Source organism: Paraburkholderia sp. RL18-085-BIA-A, from assembly GCF_046027075.1.
Classification (GTDB): Bacteria; Pseudomonadota; Gammaproteobacteria; order Burkholderiales; family Burkholderiaceae; genus Paraburkholderia.
This window is the reverse complement of sequence record NZ_JARESU010000155.1, coordinates 1-17,447: the sequence shown is the minus strand read 5'-3', so window position 1 is coordinate 17,447 and position 17,447 is coordinate 1. Positions and strand designations below refer to the sequence as shown.

The window sequence follows — 17,447 nt, the reverse complement described above, 5'->3', positions numbered from 1 at the left end:
TCCAGCGACGCCGCGGTACGCGCCGCACGCGGAAGTGGGGGTGAACGTGGTCACAGTCCTGCCCGTTGACGCCTGACGGCTGGCGTTCGGTTCTGCGGGAGAAACATGCTTCTGTTGAGCGTCGCCCGGTCGACCGTCCAGCGCCCCCGCCGACCTGAAGGAGATTGTGTCGAAGTCCGCGAGACCAGCGAGCGGCCAGTCGTCGAACTGCTCGCGTGGTCCAGGAGGCCGAGGGACATCATGCGTAGCTGTTTGTGAATAATCTACTGGAGAGACTGCAATGGACAACGTTTCGGGGGAAGAGAAGATTCGTGTGCGTGCCTATGAGCTCTGGGAAAAAGACGGCAGCCCCGAGGGACGTGCCGACGAGTATTGGGAGCAGGCTCGCACCCAGATAGACGAAGAAGAAGCCGCGGCCGACGGGAACGGAACTGAACCGAAGAGCCGGCTGCCCAAGTGACAGAAACCGGACGCTGAAGAGGAGCCCCGCCGTCGACCGCCCAGCGGAGCCATAACTCTTGCAGGCGAACCGTTCGGCGGCGCAGGGCACGCGGCGCGTCCTTCCGTTGTCGCTGTGTGCGCCGACCCCACGACGTGCCGGACGCTATCCGGTTTCGTCACGCTACCTCATAACGCTCCTGACCGGAACTCGACCTTCGTTTAAATGCCGGCATACGATAATACTGTATATACGGTTTCTGTTGCCGTCCACCGGCACCGCCGCACGCGTTTTCGTCTCAACGTTGAGCGGGACCTCGCGGCTAACCGCGCCTGCGGTTGCTGAACACGTCGCGTGAGCAGCGCCCATGCCGGTCAAGCATCTTTCCACTCAGTTTGACGTTGACCTCAACCTGCTCTCGACGCGACTGCTCGAGACGGGCGGACTGCTCTAATCGCAGGTTGAGCGCGTGCTCGGGTTGATGAACACCTATGATTTCACCCTGGTCTTGCAGGTTCTCGACGGCGAAAAGCGGCTCAACGCAATGGAGCTTGAACTCGACGAAGAGATTTGCAATGTCATTGCCCGTCGACAACCCGCCGCGCGTGACCTGCGACTTCTGATGGCTGCCTCGAAGTGTGTCACCAACTTCGAAGGGGCAGGTGATGAGGCGCGCAAGGTCGCGAAACGGCTGCGCCGAATTCATGAGAGCGACGAGACAGGGACCATCAATACGACGGAGCTAAGAAGGTCCGGCGAGCTGTCCTTGATGATTCTGCGCAGGGCTCTCGATGCGTTCGCGCGGATGGATGCCGTGGCGGCCGCGCAGATTGTCCGCGACGACGAAGCAGTCGATAACTCGTTCCGTGCGTTCGGACGCAGGCTGGTCATGCAGATGACGGAAGCTCCCCGGACAATTCCGGTTGGCCCGGAATACATGTTCATTGCGAAGGCCTTGAGCGTATCGGGGACCACGCTACCGATATCGCTGAGTTCGTTGTTTATGTGGTCAAGGGCCGGGATGTACGCCATGTACCCCTTGACCGGCTCGACGAGGAAGTCATGGCCAACTGAAACCGAACGCGAACGTCCAACGTCCAACGTCCGCGAAGCATTCCGCATGCTACCGATGCGCGTAGAGCGGCAGGAATGGGTCTTTGGCACGCGGCGCGCCGGCGCTCGACGGGCGGTCAGTTCCAACAGCGATAGGCGATGGGCACGTTGGAATGTCCGGGCGTGCGGCCGGCAATGCCAGCATCTTCGAAAAGTCGGCGGCAGCGCGTACGCGGGCAGTGAGATTCAGCGCGCCGTTCAATCCAAGCACCTTATCGACAGTTTTCAATATCGACGTGTGGTCATATTGCGTATGGTCGATAGTCCCCGCCGGAACATACGGTGAGATAACGAGAGCCGGGACACGCACACCGAGGCGGTCGAAAGGAAAGTTGTGCGTCTTGAGCTTCGGATTCTCGCTGGCGCCCGGCGGCACGCATGGCGGAGGACGCACGTGGTCGAAAAAGCCGCCGTGCTCGTCAAACACGACGACGAACATGCTGCTGGGCCACAGGCTGGAGCCACTGATAGCGTCGTATAGCATTTTAACGAGTGCTTCGCCCTTGCGTACGTCGCCTGCAGGATGCATCGAGTCACCGTTGCGGAAATCATTTTTCGCGTCGTACGTGGGCTCTATGAACACGAACTTCGAACTCAGAGAGCCATCGGCGAGTTGGGACAACAGCATCCCCATTCCGACAAATCGGTCTCGATGGCTCTGCATGCCAGCGATGGCACGCGTCTGGGCAACGTCGCCCTGCACAATGAGCCAATCTGCCGGGCTGAGTTTCGAGAATATCGTGCCGTTCGGAAACTTGAATAGTGGGGTATTCAGAAAGATGGCCTCGAGCACCTCAGCGTCACTAGGCGAGTGGTCAAGTCCAGCGGACGTTCCGGCGACGGAAAAAAAACGGTTTGGCCAGGTTGGACCGGGTACCGACGCAAACCAGTTGTCGCATAGGGCGAACTGGTTCGCGAGGAAGTTCATCACGGGAAGCTGGTCGGGAGTGAACGCGCTGAACGCATCCGCAACGACGTCAGCGTGGTCCTCGTATGTCGCGGCGAACCCGGTGGTCGACGGGTCTACGGCTAGGGGTGGGTAGCCTTTTGAGCCCAGGACAAGCGAATCGCTTCTAACCATGTCCGCGCTTGCGGAGGGCAAGCCGCACAACTGGACGCAAGTGTCAGTAAATTCATGGCCCGGGTCAAAGCCGAGCGCGTAAGGCGAACCTTTGCCAAGCTGATAGCGTGTACCTGTGCGGCCAAAGTTGACAATCGGTTGTACGGGTAATCCGTTGGCCGTCGTCGTACCGCCGCCTGGGAGGTTGCCAGCAAAAGCCGACAGGCCAAAGATGCTGTCGTACGAGCGATTCTCAAGCATGAGGACAAAAACGTGCTTTATCGTTGCCATGGCTCTCTCCCCGGAACCGTTACTGCCCGGCCACGATACAACAAATCCGGGCGGCGCCAGGCCTATCCAGTTCTCAGCCGTTAAACTCCCAGAACAATCGGCGGCGGCGACTTATGAGGAGACAAAAATCGTGGAGCGCTCTGGATTCCTCGCAGCCACCCGACAACTGGCAGCAGCCGCCGAGATTCTAGCCAGGGCCGGTCCCCGGGACGGGCGGTCCGATGCGTTCCAGGTGCCCGCGTTCTTTCGTCGATTCGAAAGGTTGGACGAATCCGGGTTATGTGGGGCGGGCCGCCCTCCAGAACCACATGGCGCTTTCTGACCGCTGCGCCATATGCCCGGCGCGCGTCGAAAACGACCCGTTGGGAGTCAAGTAATACGGTCGCCGCGCCAAACAGAATCAAAGCGGTCGGAGGAACGGCGCCCGCACTCGGGCGACAGTGTCTGAAAGCAGCAGCGCGCTGGTCTGTGTGATGGCGCCTGCAATGACGGCTACCGTCCACTGAGCCTTGAGTTTGACTGTGAGAGCTGATTTCAAATCGAGCCTCGTTGCCGCTTAACGAATTTCACCTGCTTCGACCAGGCGCCACGAGGCACCCATCCACCGCCGCACCGGCGACCAACTTAGCGAGTCGGCCGCCTGATGAGGCCTTTGACGCTGGGTCAATGCATTGACCCGGCCCCAGAGGCATGCGGTTAATGGTGACGCGTCGTGCGGTCCTTCGCCGCTTCCCTGGCGTCCCCGACGTCTTTCCTGGCTTGTCCCGCGGCTTGCTCAATATCGCCTTTCAGTTCCCGGGCCGGCCTGCCCGTGACCTTGCCCATGGCCTCGTTAAACTTGCCCTTCATCTTTTGAGCAACGCCTTTGACCTGGTCCTTGTTCATGATGCCTTCCTCCAAGTATGCGACCGACGTCGCGTTACCAGATTGCGACAAAAACAGTATAGGAAAAGCGAGGCGTTCGTGAAGCAGAGGGCGCGTTCTGCATTCCAGCGGGCCGCTCGTCGCTCTCGGCTCTCGTAGCTTTCTGGTATGGACTCGGGTGTGCTTCGTGGGAATTGGGCAGTCATTTCGGCGGCTCGATTTCCATGTACCACACCTTGAAAATCGCGGTAGAGTTTCCGGCTTACTCGTTGACCAGGAAATTGGCCGTACTCTCATGCTCTCAATTGGGAGTTCAAGCTAAGGTTCGTTCAACTCACCTTACAGAACCCATTGGCGCTCCCTCTCCGATAGCCGGTTAATCTGAAGCGTGCCAGCGCCCCGCAGCCCCCTGAATTTACCTGTCGCCGCTATGCCCAGGTGAGGCCCCGGAAAGACGTCGTTTGGTAGGGCGGAGGCAATGCAACCACCAACTGCACCCGGCAGAAAACCGCCCCTCTTTTAAAGGGGCAACCGATGGCCGACCGGTTGACGGTTCAGGAGTTCTTTGAAGCGTTCCGCGCGCAGAACAGCCTGTGCGCTCCCTAACAGTGCTGTTGGCTGCAACGAAGCAGAATGTCATTCTAGGCGGCCGTCGCTGGTCGCGTCAGCACTTACAAGAAGTTACGCGGGAAACCGCATGTTTTCCCCTATCGTCGCTTGGATTGGCCACAATTCATTTTTGAAACCAGCGCTCGCCCGATGGGCTTGGACTCCATAACACAACTTGCAGGGATGACACGGTCATGGAAGCAAAAGACTATGACGGCAGCTCTTCGACGCATCGTGCTCATAGAAGGCACCCCGTGACGCTGAGCGCGCAGGAGCTCGCGACGCTCTTGCGCCTGCGCAATGCGTCGGCCGAGACGAACGCAGTAACGCCGGACGTCATCGCCCTCCAAGCAGCGGGGCTAGTCCATCTCATCGCGTCAGAAGACGGCGACGCCACGCTTGCGCTGACCGTAGACGGGAAGGTGCTGCTGCGGTTGCTTGGCGCCGAGCCAAGGAAACCACGGCATCAAACTTGAACCACGGCGAGAAGCGCCGGCACGTCGCCGATGACACGACTCCGATGTCCGTTACCCGTCGTATCCTCAAGCAGTATCGCGCCTCCTGCCGCGACGCGACGTCGCTCACCGTCACTGGCCTCGAACTCAATCTCCCCGCTGAGAAAAAATACCCACAGACACATGGGCGAAGGATGAAGGTCTCCGACCCATCCGCTGGGCACGTGCACAAATCCGTAGCGGGTCGCTGCCGCGAAATCCGACACGTCAAAGGATTCAGCGGGGGGCGCGAAGTTGCGGGTGACCAGTTCGATGTTTACCGACGCAAAATGACTTTCGCCAACCGAGTCTGAAAACAGTTGTGAAAACGACAGTGCAAACGCCACGGGGTTCTCCTTCCGCGGCCTCTGTTCCAGTCGGCGTGCGACGTGCCCCGTCAGAGTGTCTCAGAGGTCCGTGTTACCCAGCGCCGCGCGAGACGTCGGCCGCACAACGACTCCCGTTGAGTGTCCCGCCCGCCGGCCCGGGCGTCAAGGCACGGTGACGTAAAGCGAGGGCAACGCGCCAGCACGGCGAACCGGGTCGCAGAGTGTGTGTCCGCTTCGCCGGGACTATTTCTGTCCTGGCCCGAGGTAAGGCGCACGTGGCTTCGTCGGCCGCCTTCCTCCGCGGCGGCCGTCTGCCGCCAGCTCAACGCGAAATTTTCGGTTTCAGAACTCACAAACCCGTGGTCAACATCTCGGCCATCGGCGACGTTAAGGATGCAAGAGGCGAGAACCGTCCGCCTCTCGTCGCGACCCGCGCTCATTTCAACGCTGGTCGGCTTTGTACCTGCTGGAGCGGAACATGAAAAGCGTGAACTGCAGTCCCTCGTTGCCAGGTCGAGAAATGGCTCGCACCGGCTCCGGCGATATCGGTTCATGTGACCAGATTCAATCGCACCCGGTTGGGCGGGCGACGATGTGTGTACGTTGAGACGTCGTCATCACGCGGAGTGCGCGCGTTGTTCTTCTTCATGCACGATGACGGCAGCTGGTACGTGTTTCCGCCTGCTGCCGACAGGCCGAGGGTGAGCTTCAGCTGTATCGTGGCACGCCACGGTTTTCAGCCCGAAAGGCCAGTGGAGAACGGCAACTGCAGACGCTCTGCAACCGCGACGCGCGGCTAAAGGACCAACAGAACATTGGCTACAGGGCATCCGTTCGCGGAAAATCGACATAGGCCTCACTGTATCTCGCGTACGCAAGCCCTTTATGGAGAAACGTGAGACGTTCCTGAGCGCAAGCCCGCTTTAGCCCTCTAGTGAAAACGGTGAGCCGCCAGTGTTTTCCTCGAACCAGTGAAACGCGTCTTCAACGCTCATAAAGCTGACCCGCTCGCGCACGGCCTTGAGCGTTCTGACTTGCTCCTTGATGTCGGGAGGTGGGCTGCCACACGCATTGAGTACTGCTTTTCCCGCAAGTACCCGTTCCACTCTTACGTTCTCCAGCGCGAGCGTAACCTTGAAAAAGCCGCGCGGGATAGTGTTGTTTGTAAGGCTGTCGTCCGCGACGATGACTTGTACCGAGGTGTCCGAGTCGGCAGCATCACCCCACAGGGTCGCCGTATCGGTCAAATCCGTGCCGATAAGTTCGCCAGCACGGGAATAGCCGTCATGCACGCTGGTGACGGTTTTGTGAATCGGGTCGATGAGGAACGATACATCCACACGCGTCTCTCCGTCGGGCCAGAGGCTATGCGGACCATGATACACGCTGAGGCTGAGCGCGAAACCGTCCCGGCTGGCAGCGCGTTGCTCTGGCACCCTGGCCATACGGGTCGAAGACGGCTTCCGCGACACCTGCGCTGGTTGAATCTCATACAAATTGAGCCAACATGCAGGTACGCATCATGTAACCGCAAGCGGCTGTCGTTGGGTGGCTCGTCGGCCGAAATCAGGATGACCGGCAACCCAGACGAAGGCTGGCTGTGGCGCAACAGGCGGCATAGCCCCATACCGTCAACACGCGGCCTTTTCCAGTCAGTGATGGTGACGTCCGGCAACTTGCCCGACACGAGTTCAAACGCGTCCCAACCGTCAAGGGCTGTCATCGTATGATGGCCTTCCGATTCGAGGGTAAGCTCCTGCACCTATCGACGCACGCATCAGGTCCCTTATGCAGCCCACCGCGGAGGAAGTTGTACCGGCAATCGCAGTTGAGACCCGTACGCCAGCGGACCCAGTATCGGAAATTAAGCCGACACGGGAGCTTCGCTACGAGGCGCGTCATCAGTTCGTCACTGTTGCCGAACATGCAAACGGCAACGAAGCAGACCGTCGAAGTCGCGCGAAGTAACCTGGCCGTCGACGACAGCAGAATTCCCCTGGTTGACGGTGTGCGCCCGAAAGGCTAGGGTTGGTGCAGTGCAAAAAGCTACAACACAAAAAGAACGCGGATGCTTGGTGGCATGAGTTGCCACGCATCGCTGCATTGCAAGGGCCAGAGTCGCCAACCCAAAGTTCTGACATGGAGGTACACAGATGATTGCACAGGTCCCTGAACAGTTCGTTGCGGCCCAGAAAGCAGGTGTGGATGCGCTCTTTGGCTTCCTGAACGCTGCCTATCCGGGCGTTGAAAAGCTCGTTGATTTAAATGTACAGGCGGCGAAAGCCTCGCTGGCCGAAAACCATGTGGTCCTCTCCGAGGCGGTATCGACCAACGACCCTCAGGCGTTGCTCGAGTTGCAGAGGCGACAGACCGCGTTGGTGAACGAGAAGGCGCAGGCCTACTGGCGGCACGTCAATGAAATTGTCACCGAGACCAGAAGCGAGCTGCTCGCGCAGAGCCAGAAGCAGGTGAGCGCGTACGTGCGTGAAAGTCAAGCGCTCGCAGACAATCTCGGCAAAAACACGCCAATGCAAAGCGGCACGTTTGCTGCATTCTGGTCAAAGAGCTTCGAGGCGATGCGAGATGCGGGAGCCGCGTTCCAGCAGCAGGCCATGGGGGCAGCCCAGGAAGCCGTGGAAGTCGTCGACAAGGCCGGCAAGGTCGTCACGGCCAGGGCGTAAAACACCAGGCCGCCCCCTGGAGGATGCCCGCTTTCGGGCAGTACCGTTTTGGGTGTGGAAAGCCGGCGCGAGGTGCGCCGGCTCTACGACGCCACTTCGCTTCCAGCTTCATCGCCCCACCAACCTGCCTGACCGGCCGACGACCGGGCGGACAGAACAGCACGGGCACAGTCGCGCCGGATTGAATCGATGGTCCGCCGCGCTGGCGCGTCGGGCGCACCTGGGGTATCGCGTACGGATGCACGGGGCGCCGACCCGATGCGCCGCCGTTGAAATGCGGACTAGGCGTGCTGAGTCTGCCCGGTGCAAAGCCAGTGAACGTCGACATTGAGGTCGGCGGCAAGACGCCTGCAGGCATCCAGGGGCGGCACGGTGATTCCATGTCGCCAGTAGTCCACGTGGTATTTGCTGACACCCAGCGCCGTTGCTGCGCGCGCCGAACTCAGGCCGGCCCGCTTGAACGCTTTGTCAAGGCGGGCCGCCAATGCCCGTCTGAGACGGTCGTTCTCCATGCTACGTTCGAGGTAAACGCTCGCGGTATCCTGGTTCATCATTTTTGATATCTCTCAGTATATTTCTTAATCGCCGCCCGACGACTCGTAGCCTGAAGTCAGGCTACTCTTGCTCATGACGGTCTTGCGACTTTGCATCGCGACAGCCCGTCAAGTTCGTGACCAATGCGACGAGAGGTTAAGTGTTCCTGATGAGGGACACGGGGGAGGGGCTCATCGTTAAGGGACGGGCTGGTCGCCGCCACGTCGAGCCTTCTTCCCTTCAGAAAATCTGGACTACGCAATATTGAATCTTTATGTCCATCTTTTTGGATGGCTTATTGCGGCTGTATATTGGCCGCCTGCTTACCCTTCGGGCCTTGCTTCACGTCAAAGCTGACCTTCTGGTTTTCCTGCAGCGATTTGAACCCGTTTGCCTGAATCTCGGAGAAGTGCGCAAACAGGTCCTCGCCACGGTCGTCCGGCGCGATAAATCCAAAGCCTTTCACATCGCTAAACCACTTCACGGTACCGGTTGGCATGTGACTGCTCTCCTCTCAAACTGATTGTTCGAAAAACGCGACGATTGTCCGTTGCGCGTTCAACATTTATAACGGGGGGTATCACCGGGAGCCCCAGGGTTTTTCGACAGTTCGGGCCGTACCCGGTCAGCCATCCACTGCGATTCTCCGGACAGCACTGCCTCAAAATACAAAAATACATTGTATGGAATCCTAACCATCTAGATATTTCGAAAAGTAGCTCGCTACCATACGGCAGCGAGGAATTCGTCGTCCTGTTGGTGGACTGCGGATATGACGGCGGGCTAGGCTGCCAGAAGACAGCTCGCATTGCTGTTGCTCCGCGCGTCTTCGATGACCCGCATGAGCGTTTCCAAAGAGAATGGCTTTTGCAGACACACATCGAAGAGTCGGGCCAACTCTTCATTGCTATCGCCGTCACCCGTCATGGAGGCAACAAAGGGCCGGGGGAAGTCCGGCCTGTCCAGTAGCGACAGCGCGACGGCACTGCCGTTGATGCCGGGGAGGTTTTCGTCCAGGAGAACGAGTTCGAAAGCGCCGGCATGGAGCAACTCCAGCGCAGTCTCCCCGTCGTGCGCCATAACGGCGTGGTGACCAATGCAGTCGAGCAGGAAAACCAGACTGTCCGCGACGAACTCATTATCGTCTGCGACGAGCACATTCATTCAATATCCTTATTACGCGAAGTTCGCGGCGCTGCCAAGAATGCTTCTTATGTAATAAAATATTATTAAATGGCGTTGCCTGTACGTTAGTTTTACAGATTAATACCTAAGTATAACCACGGACCCGTTCAGCAGGCATTTAAATGCGCCCCGTACGACGCGAAGGACTAGGTCGACAATCCAACCAAGGACACAATGGCAGCAGCGCAGCCCCAAGGGCTCCGGGGCTTCGCTTCAATCGCGCGTTTTCGACATGCGCACGATGCGCGTGGCATCCTCGTTTGAAGTCGGAAAGGACCCGGATGTCTTCGCGTACGACCCTTCACTGCATTTGTTGTACGTCGCCGGCGAGGCAGGTGTCGTCTCGCTGTTTCGAGTGGGAGAAGGCGCGGTCTCGAGACTGGGTGACGGTCATGTCGGCCCGAACGCGCACGTCGTGGCGGTAGAGGTCGAGACACACCGCTCCTACTTTCCACTCAAAAACTTTGGCGGGCAGACGATGCTGCGCATCTTACAGCCGAGGCATTAGAAAGCCCTCGCGGCGGATGCGGCCCTGACGACCTTACACCTACAACGTGGGCAAGCGCTCGAAGTTGTCAAAGCGGGCAAACGGTGGCTGCACCTCGGTGACCTCAAGCTCGTCGACAAGCGCTGCGGACATGCCCTCGCTGAGCCAGTCGTACATTTCTGCCAGTTGCTCCGGCGAGCCCTGCAGCATCGCCTCTACCGAACCATCCATGCGGTTGCGGACCCAACCGGTGACGCTCAGTTCTCTCGCGCGACGTACACAGGCCTCCCGATAGCCCATCCCCTGTACCTGACCACGCACCTGGACCAGTCGGGTCTCAAGCGACCACTCGTTCTCGTGAGATTCCATGGGCGTACTCCGGTTGCAGGTTGATGCACCTAAGAGGGCGTTTCAATGAAGCGGTTCGGACGCAATCGACTACTTGCGCACGTCCTCCGGCAAGCATTTCAGTCGAATTGCCAGTCAGGCGGTTGAGCGAACCCTACGACGGTCGTAGAACGTTCTCGAGGTCATCAAGCGACAGCGGCTTGATGAGATGGGCATCAAATATCCGTTCGTCAGTCTCGGGTCTGCTGGCAACATCGGTGGAGCCCGTCAGGGCCACCAGCTTCGTCAGCGAGCATTGCGCCCGGAGACGAAGCAGTTGTGCCAGTTCAGAGTTAGCCGTGGCGATAGTCGTGATATCCGCGCGCGTACCAATCGCGCCTGCCAGTTGGCATGCGCCAGAGCGTATTATTCCGGTCGTCGTCTGTCGTTTCGGCCTGGACGTGCCAGATACGTCGTTTGCCGTCTCGGCACATTCCTCAGTTGCGGATGCGCCGAACGCACCCCCGTAGCGCACTAATAGTTGTCTGTCTTTCCCTTTTCGGGTCACACTCTTCTCCTGTCGTGGTCAGGCATGCGCGGGCAACCTAACTTCGCTTAAACCTTGCAGCGTGCTGCATTCGACCTGTATTCGCGCGCGGTGAGTGTGCAGGAGACGGGGCTGGAGCGCGCGTGAACGACCTCAAGGTATTCCAGCGGAACCCGCTCAAGCCGTTCTGGCCGCCGCTCCCCATCCAGCGGGAATTCGACGCTTACGTGCTTTCCCGTGGGCTCATGCGCTAGACGTGCCCGACCCGACCTCGAAACCGGCTTGCCGAGCGGTCATCGAGTGCACTCAGGCGAGCAGCAGTGAATATCACGGAAATCTTTTTTGTTATCTGGGACATAAGCAGCTCCTTAATTCGATTGTTCGGAGGATAGGAAACACGCGGAGGCGGCGCAAGGCAAAAAAAAGGGGTCGCACCGCATGCCGTTACGGCGGCTAGTTCGAATGCCGCGACAGTTGAATGTCGCAGTACGGAGTGCTCTCGCGCCTTAGCTGCGGTATGCGCTTTGCTCCTTGGCAGGGTGACCGCTGCGTCCGCCGACGGGAACACCAAGCATTGCGTGAAGCACGCCAAGCCAAAAAAATCGAGCTAGTGGAAGGCCTGCATGTTCACTTCTCACGTGTGTAACCAAAGCCCGTGGGGCCGGTGCGCCGCGTGTTCCAGTTGCAGCGCTCGGCGGCACCATCATCGGGATGCTGATAGCGCGATAGAGAGAGCGATTGCACAAATCGCTGACTGGTTGCTCGAGCAGGAGCAGCGAGTTAGCCAGGCTCTCTCTTTCAGGCTTCCCCGCAGGCTAAGCGCGTGAGGTACCGTATGTTGCGTCAAGTAAAAAATCAAACCCTCCCGCGCAAGCTATCCTTGATGGCAATCGCGCGGACGGCCATCAGCAAATTCTCGGATGACCGTTGCTCAATGATGGCCGCGAGCATCGGCTTCTTTTCCGCCTTTTCGCTTGCCCCAACCCTCCTCATCATGCTTGCTGTCGCCGGGTGGTTCTTTGGCCCGGACGCGGCGAAAGGGCGGCTCTTTGAACACGTCAAGGGCGTTCTTGGCAACGACGCTGCGAGCGCAATGCAATCTCTTGCCGAACACGCACACAGGTCAAGCGGAAGTGGCGTCGCCGCAGCACTATCCATTGCCCTTGTGGCTGTCGGTGCTTCGGCCACGTTTTCGTCGCTCAATGCCGCTCTGGATGTCGTGTTTGGCGCAGAGTCGCCCAAAGGTATCGCCGGACTAGCGCTCCTGCTGCGCGCGCGTCTGGTTTCCTTCGGAATGGTCATGGGATTGGGCTTCCTGCTGGTGGTTTTCCTTGTACTGGACGCAGCCCTACAGTTTGCCGGCCATGCGATTTTTGGTGACTCCAGTTTGGTTGTGCTCGCGGCGGTGGGTGAATCAGTCTTCGGACTGTTGATATTCGCGATGGGGTTTGCTGCCCTCATCAAGTGGCTGCCGGATGCAAATGTGCATTTTCGTCATGCGCTTATCGGCGGTGTCACTGCATCGGTGCTCTTTACGGCTGGGAGGCATCTCTTCGGGTTTTATCTCGCCCATGCCGGCACCGCAAACGCATTCGGTGCCGCAGGTTCTCTTGCCGTACTGATGATGTGGCTATATTTCTCAGCCGCCGTTTTCTTATTCGGTTCGGAAATTGCCGCATCCATCAGGGATGCGTCACAGGCAACGGGAGAAAAGCCTTCTGACTTTTCCCCGCAAAAGCAGAGTCCAAGTAGATGAATTTATGGCGGCCGCGGTTAGCGTGATGCCGTACGCAGTGTCCTTTTTTTAGTCGCAACCGCAGTTGCGGGGATGACGAGGGCCTCAGGCGTTGCACCGTACATTGCGTATTGTCGTACCGCAGCGGCGCCCTCACTGTTTGCGCGTGCATCTAGTTTTTCCGCCAATGCCAGCAGAAAGCTTTTTAGGTCGGTACTTCCATGTCTTGCCAGAAAATTCCCCGTCAGCTCCTCGATACATGCTTGCCGCGACGTCGGGTACAGCATGCTGGCCACATGCGATGCTCCGACGGATAGCTCCAACACATACGCAGTTTCAATGTGGGCCGATGTTGCGTTTTCCTTCTTCACCTTGTTGCTCATGCTCTCTTTCCCCGTCGATATATTGCGCGACCTGCTGAACGTGCTTCAGAGTGCTTTGCCTCTTCATCTAGAGGAATTTGGTGACGCAGGTATCGAACAACGTGCGAAATGTGCCGTGCCGATGCTCGGCAAGAAGGCGAGCCACGACACGTAGCACTTCCGGATTGTGAATCATGCCCCAGTGACTCACGTTGTCCACTTCGATGTTCCGATGATACTCGGACTCGGTCCCGACGCATCCTGCCCACCCCACGATACCATCGGATGGCGAATATACCGATGTGCAAGGGACCAGAGGGCCTATACTCAGCCGCCGAAGCAGCGCCTCATCCATCGGTGACACTCCACCGTTCAGGAGCGTGAAAAGCCAACCAGCATGGGTCGAGTTTGGCTGGTCTGCGAATGGAGTCGCGAGGGTGATGGCCTGCCGTACCAGCTCCGGATGCTTTTTCGCGAGTTCGCGGGCGTACACTCCGCCAAGGCTCCAGCCGATTAGCGAAACGGTGCGACTATTTCGGTCATATATCTGCTTCAGCTGCTCGCTTAGTAAGTCGAGAAACCTGTCGAAATCAGCATCGGGCCATTGGTTGACGCCCTGTTCCCAGTCGTGGACTTCGTAGTTCAGCTCTCGCAACCTCTCACGCAAGCCTTCGGTCGCGTATCCGCTGACACCCAGACCTGGAAAAATGAGAACAGGATGACCGTCACCTCGCGGCAACGGCTCCGATAAGGGCGCGAGACCTGCAAAATAATCCGAGATGGCACGAAGGGGTTCCAGCGCGAGAAGTATTGCTGGGGGCGGCTTTAACGCAAGGCTTTCCATCGAATCTCCCAAGGCACCGATATATGGTTCACCGCGCACCGTCAAAAATTGCCACAACGCACACTTGTGCGTAAGCGCTGCGGACTAAAAAAATCACCCGAGGGACGTGGCCAACGAGGCCCCGTCCAGGTTCAGGGGTGAGCAGAGTCGGCAAGAGTACCGAAAAAAGTACGGGATAGAACCGGGGCGCTGATTAGCATCACTCCGTGCCATTGCGTAAATCATGCAACGTCCCATGCGGGCTTGCACCCCATGTGCAACAGGCCAAAACCGGTCCCCACATCTACATCTATTCGGCGTCGACAATGTTCGTACCGAGTGAAGCGCTCTTCGTGAGGCTCTCGACGAATCCCTGCGCGTCCCGCTCATGCTGCTGGTATTGAGACGGCGCGGTTACAGATAGCGCAATCTGAACACCTGACATAATTTCGTAGACATGGCGGCTGTATGCCGCGATTTTTTCCGCTGTGGGCTTCGCGAGGCTTGTCGACAGCGCAACCAGTTCCTCAGGTCCGGCGGACAGCGCCTTGCCCATAAGCGCCTGGTTTTCAGCGAGCGTCGCTTTGACCGCCTGAAGATTCAGCGCGGTCAGTTTTTCGATGCCATCGAATGCGTTGCTCGAGAAAGCAAATAGCTGCTTGATACTGGCGCTTTGTGCATCAACCAAACATTGTGGGATAAGCGTGCTCATGAATGCTCCATATAGGAAAGACGACGGGTACGCGAAATCTGAATGAATGCAGGGACACGCGCCGCTGGCCAAAGGCCGATTGCTGCGATGCAGCAAAACTCATTGTAGGCGCAATATTATTGAAGTCAATCGTGCCATGGCGAATAATCTCGAACTCATCGGTCAAGGTATTATCAGTACAACGAATCAGGGGTAAATCCGGAGACTGGGGCTCCTACGCGGAGCCCCTCCGGCGTCGCAAACATGTCACTTCACGGCCTTTCCCACTCCAAGGTCGGCGCCGGTCGTCGGGTCGGAGGAGGTGTCAGACGCCGTACGCGATGCCATGGCACGAAGAACATCGGCGTCGTCGGCGGCCACGTTGACGGTTGCCGTGCCATCGCCACCATCAACTGCCGGTTTCGGTGCATCAACAAATTCCCACTCAGGCCCCTCGTTCCACGGGCCTCGCGGAGAGCCGTCACTCGCGGACATTTTGTAATAGACGCTTGTAAATTCAGGAACGCCGGGCAGCTTTCCTTGAGGGAAATTCGGCTGGATAGAGTGAAGCGCTTTTTCGAACGACTTCTGGTGTGCAATTTCACGCGTCATCAGAAAGCCCAATGTTTCCCTGATGCCCGGGTCATCCGTGAGGTTAATCAGCCTTTCGTACACAATCTTGGCCCGCGCTTCCGCCGCGATGTTGGAACGAAGGTCTGCGGTAGGCTCACCGATAGTATCGACATAGGCCGCCGACCATGGAACACCGGCTGAATTGGTGAGCGCCGGGCCGCCCCCGTACAGCAGCGCTGTGATATGAGAGTCATTGCCGCCACCGGTCATCCTGCGATAAAGCTCAGCTTCACTTTCAACGGCTTCAGCTAGCTGTCCCTTTGCCCCTTTGTTCAGCATCGCAACGATAGAGCCCACGATTTCCAGATGGCTGAGTTCTTCCGTTGCAATGTCGAACAGGAGGTCCTTCCGACCGGGGTCGTCTTCCCCCACAGCCTGAGTGAAATATCGGCATGCCGCACCGAGCTCACCTTGTGGTCCTCCAAATTGCTCGAGCAGCAGATTTGCGAGGCCGGGATTAGGCGCGGCAACACGCACCGTGTATTGGAGGCGTTTGTTATGGACAAACATGGCGTTCTCCTTTCAGAGCCAGGCAAGGACGGAGCACCGTCGATGGCGCCAGGCATGGGGATTCGGAAGTCCTGAGAGCGGCGACGCTGTCGCGCACCGCTTTCATAACTGAGGTCTCAGAATGATGAGTTCTGGCGAGGAGCGGCAAAGGCACCGCACATGGGCAGGACACTGCGTTCCTTCACACGCATGGCACGTTCCCGGACGAAAACTTCGGTCTCGAAATGTTTTTTTGAATCTGTGCGGCTTTCGGGAATAGGCGTTGCGCGTTGATAGCGTCGACGCATTCGGCAGCGCGCAAGTGATGGATAACGCAAGGGCTCTGTCCGGACGCCCCTCAGCCGGTTGGAAACACGAAGGAGTGGAGGAGTGGTCACCAGTTCTACTGGTCGATGACGACACAGCACTGCTGGGTACGCTCGGATTATTTATCGCAGCGGAAGGCCATCTCGTTCGAACGGCGACCAATGGTAGCGACGCACTTCGGCTCGCGCTGGAAATCCGCCCGGACATACTCGTGACCGACTGCGCAATGCCGGCGATGGACGGCATCGCGGTTGTCCGCGAAATGCAGCGGCATGTGGACCTCGCCTCGGTTCCAGTCATTCTCACGTCTGATGCGAGCAGGCGCCCCCACGTCAAGCTGTCCGGGTTTCTCAAGAAACCCTCTCCCGCAACGACCTTGCTCCGTCAGATTCATAGGCTGAGCTACCGTTCGTCCCGGCGGAATTCGGAAGCGGTCCGGAAAAGGTCGTACAACGCCTTCTTTGCGGCGCCAATGCCGCTTCGCGCAAGGCGGCGTCAGTAGCTGGACCTCGGGGGGGCGTTAAACGGCGCGCGTTGCTGGCGGATGTCCCGCTGCGATACCGCTAGTGTCGCGCACTCGTTACAAATGCTTCGTGGCGTTCGGCTGGACAGCGGGATACATCAACGGCGCCAGCCGCGCCGGCGCGCCGCTGGCGAAAACCGCTCGATACTATTTGCCCAGAGCCTCCGCCGCCTGTTTCTCTTCAGCCAGGAGCGAAAGCTTTTCATCGGTAGCCTTCTCTTCATTCAATGTCTCGGCCAGGAGTTTGGCAGCGGTCGTTTCACCCAGCTGTTTCGTCAATGCTATCAACGAGCCATATGCAGCGATTTCGTAGTGCTCAACCTTTTGGGCCGCGGCGATAAGTGCGGTGTCGAGGACGGGGCCCTTTTCAATCTCGTCAATCTGCTCCTGGCCTTCCTCGATTAGGCCTTCCATGGCAACACACTTGATGCGCTTGAGCTTTATCCCGCTGGCTTCGACGACCCGGTCAATTCTATCAATCTGACCTTGCGTTTCCTCCAGGTGCGTCTCAAATGCCGACCTCAGGCTCGGATTCGTCGACGCCCGTGCCATCTTCGGCAGGGACTTCGTCATCTGCTTTTCGGCGCTGTAAATGTCGGACAGCGAATGAATATACAAATCCTTCAGCGTCTTCGTAGTCATGGTTACTCCTTTGAGTGGGGTTCGGAAACTCACCTACCGGCGAGTACGGTGTGACGGTCAGGACCGCAAACCACATGCCCGTGTTTGCCGCCAAGAACGTCGCGCACACTCAATTCGCCCCATCCAACAAGAAACGTTGCTCCCGGCAGTTCTGGCGACGGAGCCGTAGCCCGCGAGCTTCGGTAGGTTTGCAGCATCACTTCTGCTTCCTGTGCTTTTGTGCAGAGCCGGACCCCGTCGCCGTTTCCCACACATCCGCACC

20 protein-coding genes and 1 pseudogene are annotated in these 17,447 nt (G+C 58.4%); 7 read left to right on the top strand and 14 right to left on the bottom strand.

Annotation, left to right across the window (positions count from 1 at the left end; all coding sequences use genetic code 11):
* Window positions 1-280 precede the first annotated feature (280 nt).
* Both P0D89_RS44690 and phoU read left to right on the top strand, forming a co-directional pair.
* Window positions 281-460, top strand: coding sequence for a DUF2934 domain-containing protein (locus P0D89_RS44690; RefSeq protein WP_408361754.1), 180 nt, complete (start codon window positions 281-283; stop codon window positions 458-460).
* Between the two features lie 346 nt (window positions 461-806).
* Window positions 807-1,513, top strand: a pseudogene (gene phoU, locus P0D89_RS44685) (phosphate signaling complex protein PhoU).
* A 49-nt stretch (window positions 1,514-1,562) separates the two neighbouring features.
* On the opposite strand, the gene P0D89_RS44680 reads toward phoU, so the two are convergent.
* Window positions 1,563-2,903, bottom strand: coding sequence for an alkaline phosphatase family protein (locus tag P0D89_RS44680; protein ID WP_408361755.1), 1,341 nt, complete (start codon window positions 2,901-2,903; stop codon window positions 1,563-1,565).
* A gap of 696 nt (window positions 2,904-3,599) precedes the next feature.
* Window positions 3,600-3,788, bottom strand: a complete 189-nt coding sequence (locus tag P0D89_RS44675; RefSeq protein WP_408361756.1) for a CsbD family protein — start codon at window positions 3,786-3,788, stop codon at window positions 3,600-3,602.
* 782 nt (window positions 3,789-4,570) lie between these two features.
* Between P0D89_RS44675 and P0D89_RS44670 the strand changes: the two genes are divergently transcribed.
* Window positions 4,571-4,852 carry a hypothetical protein gene (locus P0D89_RS44670; protein ID WP_408361757.1) on the top strand — a complete coding sequence of 94 codons (282 nt, stop codon included), beginning with the start codon at window positions 4,571-4,573 and terminating at the stop codon, window positions 4,850-4,852.
* Here the strand turns inward: P0D89_RS44670 and P0D89_RS44665 are convergent.
* From P0D89_RS44665 to P0D89_RS44655, 3 genes are all read right to left on the bottom strand, one after another.
* Window positions 4,843-5,217 (bottom strand): cupin domain-containing protein, encoded by a 375-nt coding sequence (locus tag P0D89_RS44665; protein WP_408361758.1) that lies wholly within the window; start codon window positions 5,215-5,217, stop codon window positions 4,843-4,845. The two genes, P0D89_RS44670 and P0D89_RS44665, sit on opposite strands and share 10 nt — an antisense overlap.
* 905 nt (window positions 5,218-6,122) lie before the next feature.
* Complete coding sequence (locus P0D89_RS44660; RefSeq protein WP_408361759.1) at window positions 6,123-6,539, bottom strand: hypothetical protein; 417 nt, start codon at window positions 6,537-6,539, stop codon at window positions 6,123-6,125.
* A complete protein-coding gene (locus tag P0D89_RS44655) occupies window positions 6,443-6,961 on the bottom strand; it encodes a response regulator (RefSeq protein WP_408361760.1) in 519 nt (172 codons plus the stop codon). Before P0D89_RS44655 ends, P0D89_RS44660 begins: the two co-directional genes overlap by 97 nt.
* A gap of 391 nt (window positions 6,962-7,352) precedes the next feature.
* Between P0D89_RS44655 and phaP the strand changes: the two genes are divergently transcribed.
* A complete protein-coding gene (phaP, locus tag P0D89_RS44650; protein ID WP_408361761.1) occupies window positions 7,353-7,880 on the top strand; it encodes a TIGR01841 family phasin in 528 nt (175 codons plus the stop codon).
* A gap of 281 nt (window positions 7,881-8,161) precedes the next feature.
* Here the strand turns inward: phaP and P0D89_RS44645 are convergent, their stop codons facing one another.
* The 3 genes from P0D89_RS44645 to P0D89_RS44635 form a co-directional block, all read right to left on the bottom strand.
* Window positions 8,162-8,392, bottom strand: a complete 231-nt coding sequence (locus P0D89_RS44645; protein WP_408378625.1) for a helix-turn-helix domain-containing protein — start codon at window positions 8,390-8,392, stop codon at window positions 8,162-8,164.
* Window positions 8,393-8,709: 317 nt separating this feature from the next.
* Window positions 8,710-8,913 carry a cold-shock protein gene (locus tag P0D89_RS44640; protein ID WP_408361763.1) on the bottom strand — a complete coding sequence of 68 codons (204 nt, stop codon included), beginning with the start codon at window positions 8,911-8,913 and terminating at the stop codon, window positions 8,710-8,712.
* 284 nt (window positions 8,914-9,197) lie between these two features.
* The gene (locus tag P0D89_RS44635) at window positions 9,198-9,578 is read right to left on the bottom strand and encodes a response regulator (protein ID WP_408361764.1); all 381 of its coding nucleotides are present in this window, start codon (window positions 9,576-9,578) and stop codon (window positions 9,198-9,200) included.
* Window positions 9,579-9,831: 253 nt separating this feature from the next.
* Between P0D89_RS44635 and P0D89_RS44630 the strand changes: the two genes are divergently transcribed.
* Window positions 9,832-10,107 carry a hypothetical protein gene (locus P0D89_RS44630; RefSeq protein WP_408361765.1) on the top strand — a complete coding sequence of 92 codons (276 nt, stop codon included), beginning with the start codon at window positions 9,832-9,834 and terminating at the stop codon, window positions 10,105-10,107.
* Window positions 10,108-10,146: 39 nt separating this feature from the next.
* Here the strand turns inward: P0D89_RS44630 and P0D89_RS44625 are convergent, their stop codons facing one another.
* Complete coding sequence (locus P0D89_RS44625; protein WP_408361766.1) at window positions 10,147-10,455, bottom strand: acylphosphatase; 309 nt, start codon at window positions 10,453-10,455, stop codon at window positions 10,147-10,149.
* Between the two features lie 1,340 nt (window positions 10,456-11,795).
* Between P0D89_RS44625 and P0D89_RS44620 the strand changes: the two genes are divergently transcribed.
* A complete protein-coding gene (locus P0D89_RS44620; RefSeq protein ID WP_408361767.1) occupies window positions 11,796-12,716 on the top strand; it encodes a YihY/virulence factor BrkB family protein in 921 nt (306 codons plus the stop codon).
* 17 nt (window positions 12,717-12,733) lie between these two features.
* On the opposite strand, the gene P0D89_RS44615 is transcribed toward P0D89_RS44620, so the two are convergent.
* The 4 genes from P0D89_RS44615 to P0D89_RS44600 form a co-directional block, all read right to left on the bottom strand.
* Window positions 12,734-13,078 carry a hypothetical protein gene (locus tag P0D89_RS44615; RefSeq protein WP_408361768.1) on the bottom strand — a complete coding sequence of 115 codons (345 nt, stop codon included), beginning with the start codon at window positions 13,076-13,078 and terminating at the stop codon, window positions 12,734-12,736.
* A 67-nt stretch (window positions 13,079-13,145) separates the two neighbouring features.
* The gene (locus P0D89_RS44610; protein WP_408361769.1) at window positions 13,146-13,901 is read right to left on the bottom strand and encodes an alpha/beta hydrolase family protein; all 756 of its coding nucleotides are present in this window, start codon (window positions 13,899-13,901) and stop codon (window positions 13,146-13,148) included.
* 289 nt (window positions 13,902-14,190) lie between these two features.
* Window positions 14,191-14,592 (bottom strand): phasin family protein, encoded by a 402-nt coding sequence (locus tag P0D89_RS44605; protein ID WP_408361770.1) that lies wholly within the window; start codon window positions 14,590-14,592, stop codon window positions 14,191-14,193.
* 246 nt (window positions 14,593-14,838) lie between these two features.
* Window positions 14,839-15,714, bottom strand: coding sequence for a manganese catalase family protein (locus P0D89_RS44600; protein WP_408378622.1), 876 nt, complete (start codon window positions 15,712-15,714; stop codon window positions 14,839-14,841).
* 262 nt (window positions 15,715-15,976) lie between these two features.
* Here P0D89_RS44600 and P0D89_RS44595 point away from each other — a divergent pair, with 262 nt between their 5' ends.
* On the top strand, window positions 15,977-16,522 hold the full coding sequence (locus tag P0D89_RS44595; protein WP_408378620.1) for a response regulator: 546 nt from the start codon (window positions 15,977-15,979) through the stop codon (window positions 16,520-16,522).
* A gap of 168 nt (window positions 16,523-16,690) precedes the next feature.
* Here the strand turns inward: P0D89_RS44595 and P0D89_RS44590 are convergent, their stop codons facing one another.
* Window positions 16,691-17,185 carry a YciE/YciF ferroxidase family protein gene (locus tag P0D89_RS44590; protein WP_408361772.1) on the bottom strand — a complete coding sequence of 165 codons (495 nt, stop codon included), beginning with the start codon at window positions 17,183-17,185 and terminating at the stop codon, window positions 16,691-16,693.
* Window positions 17,186-17,447 lie beyond the last annotated feature (262 nt).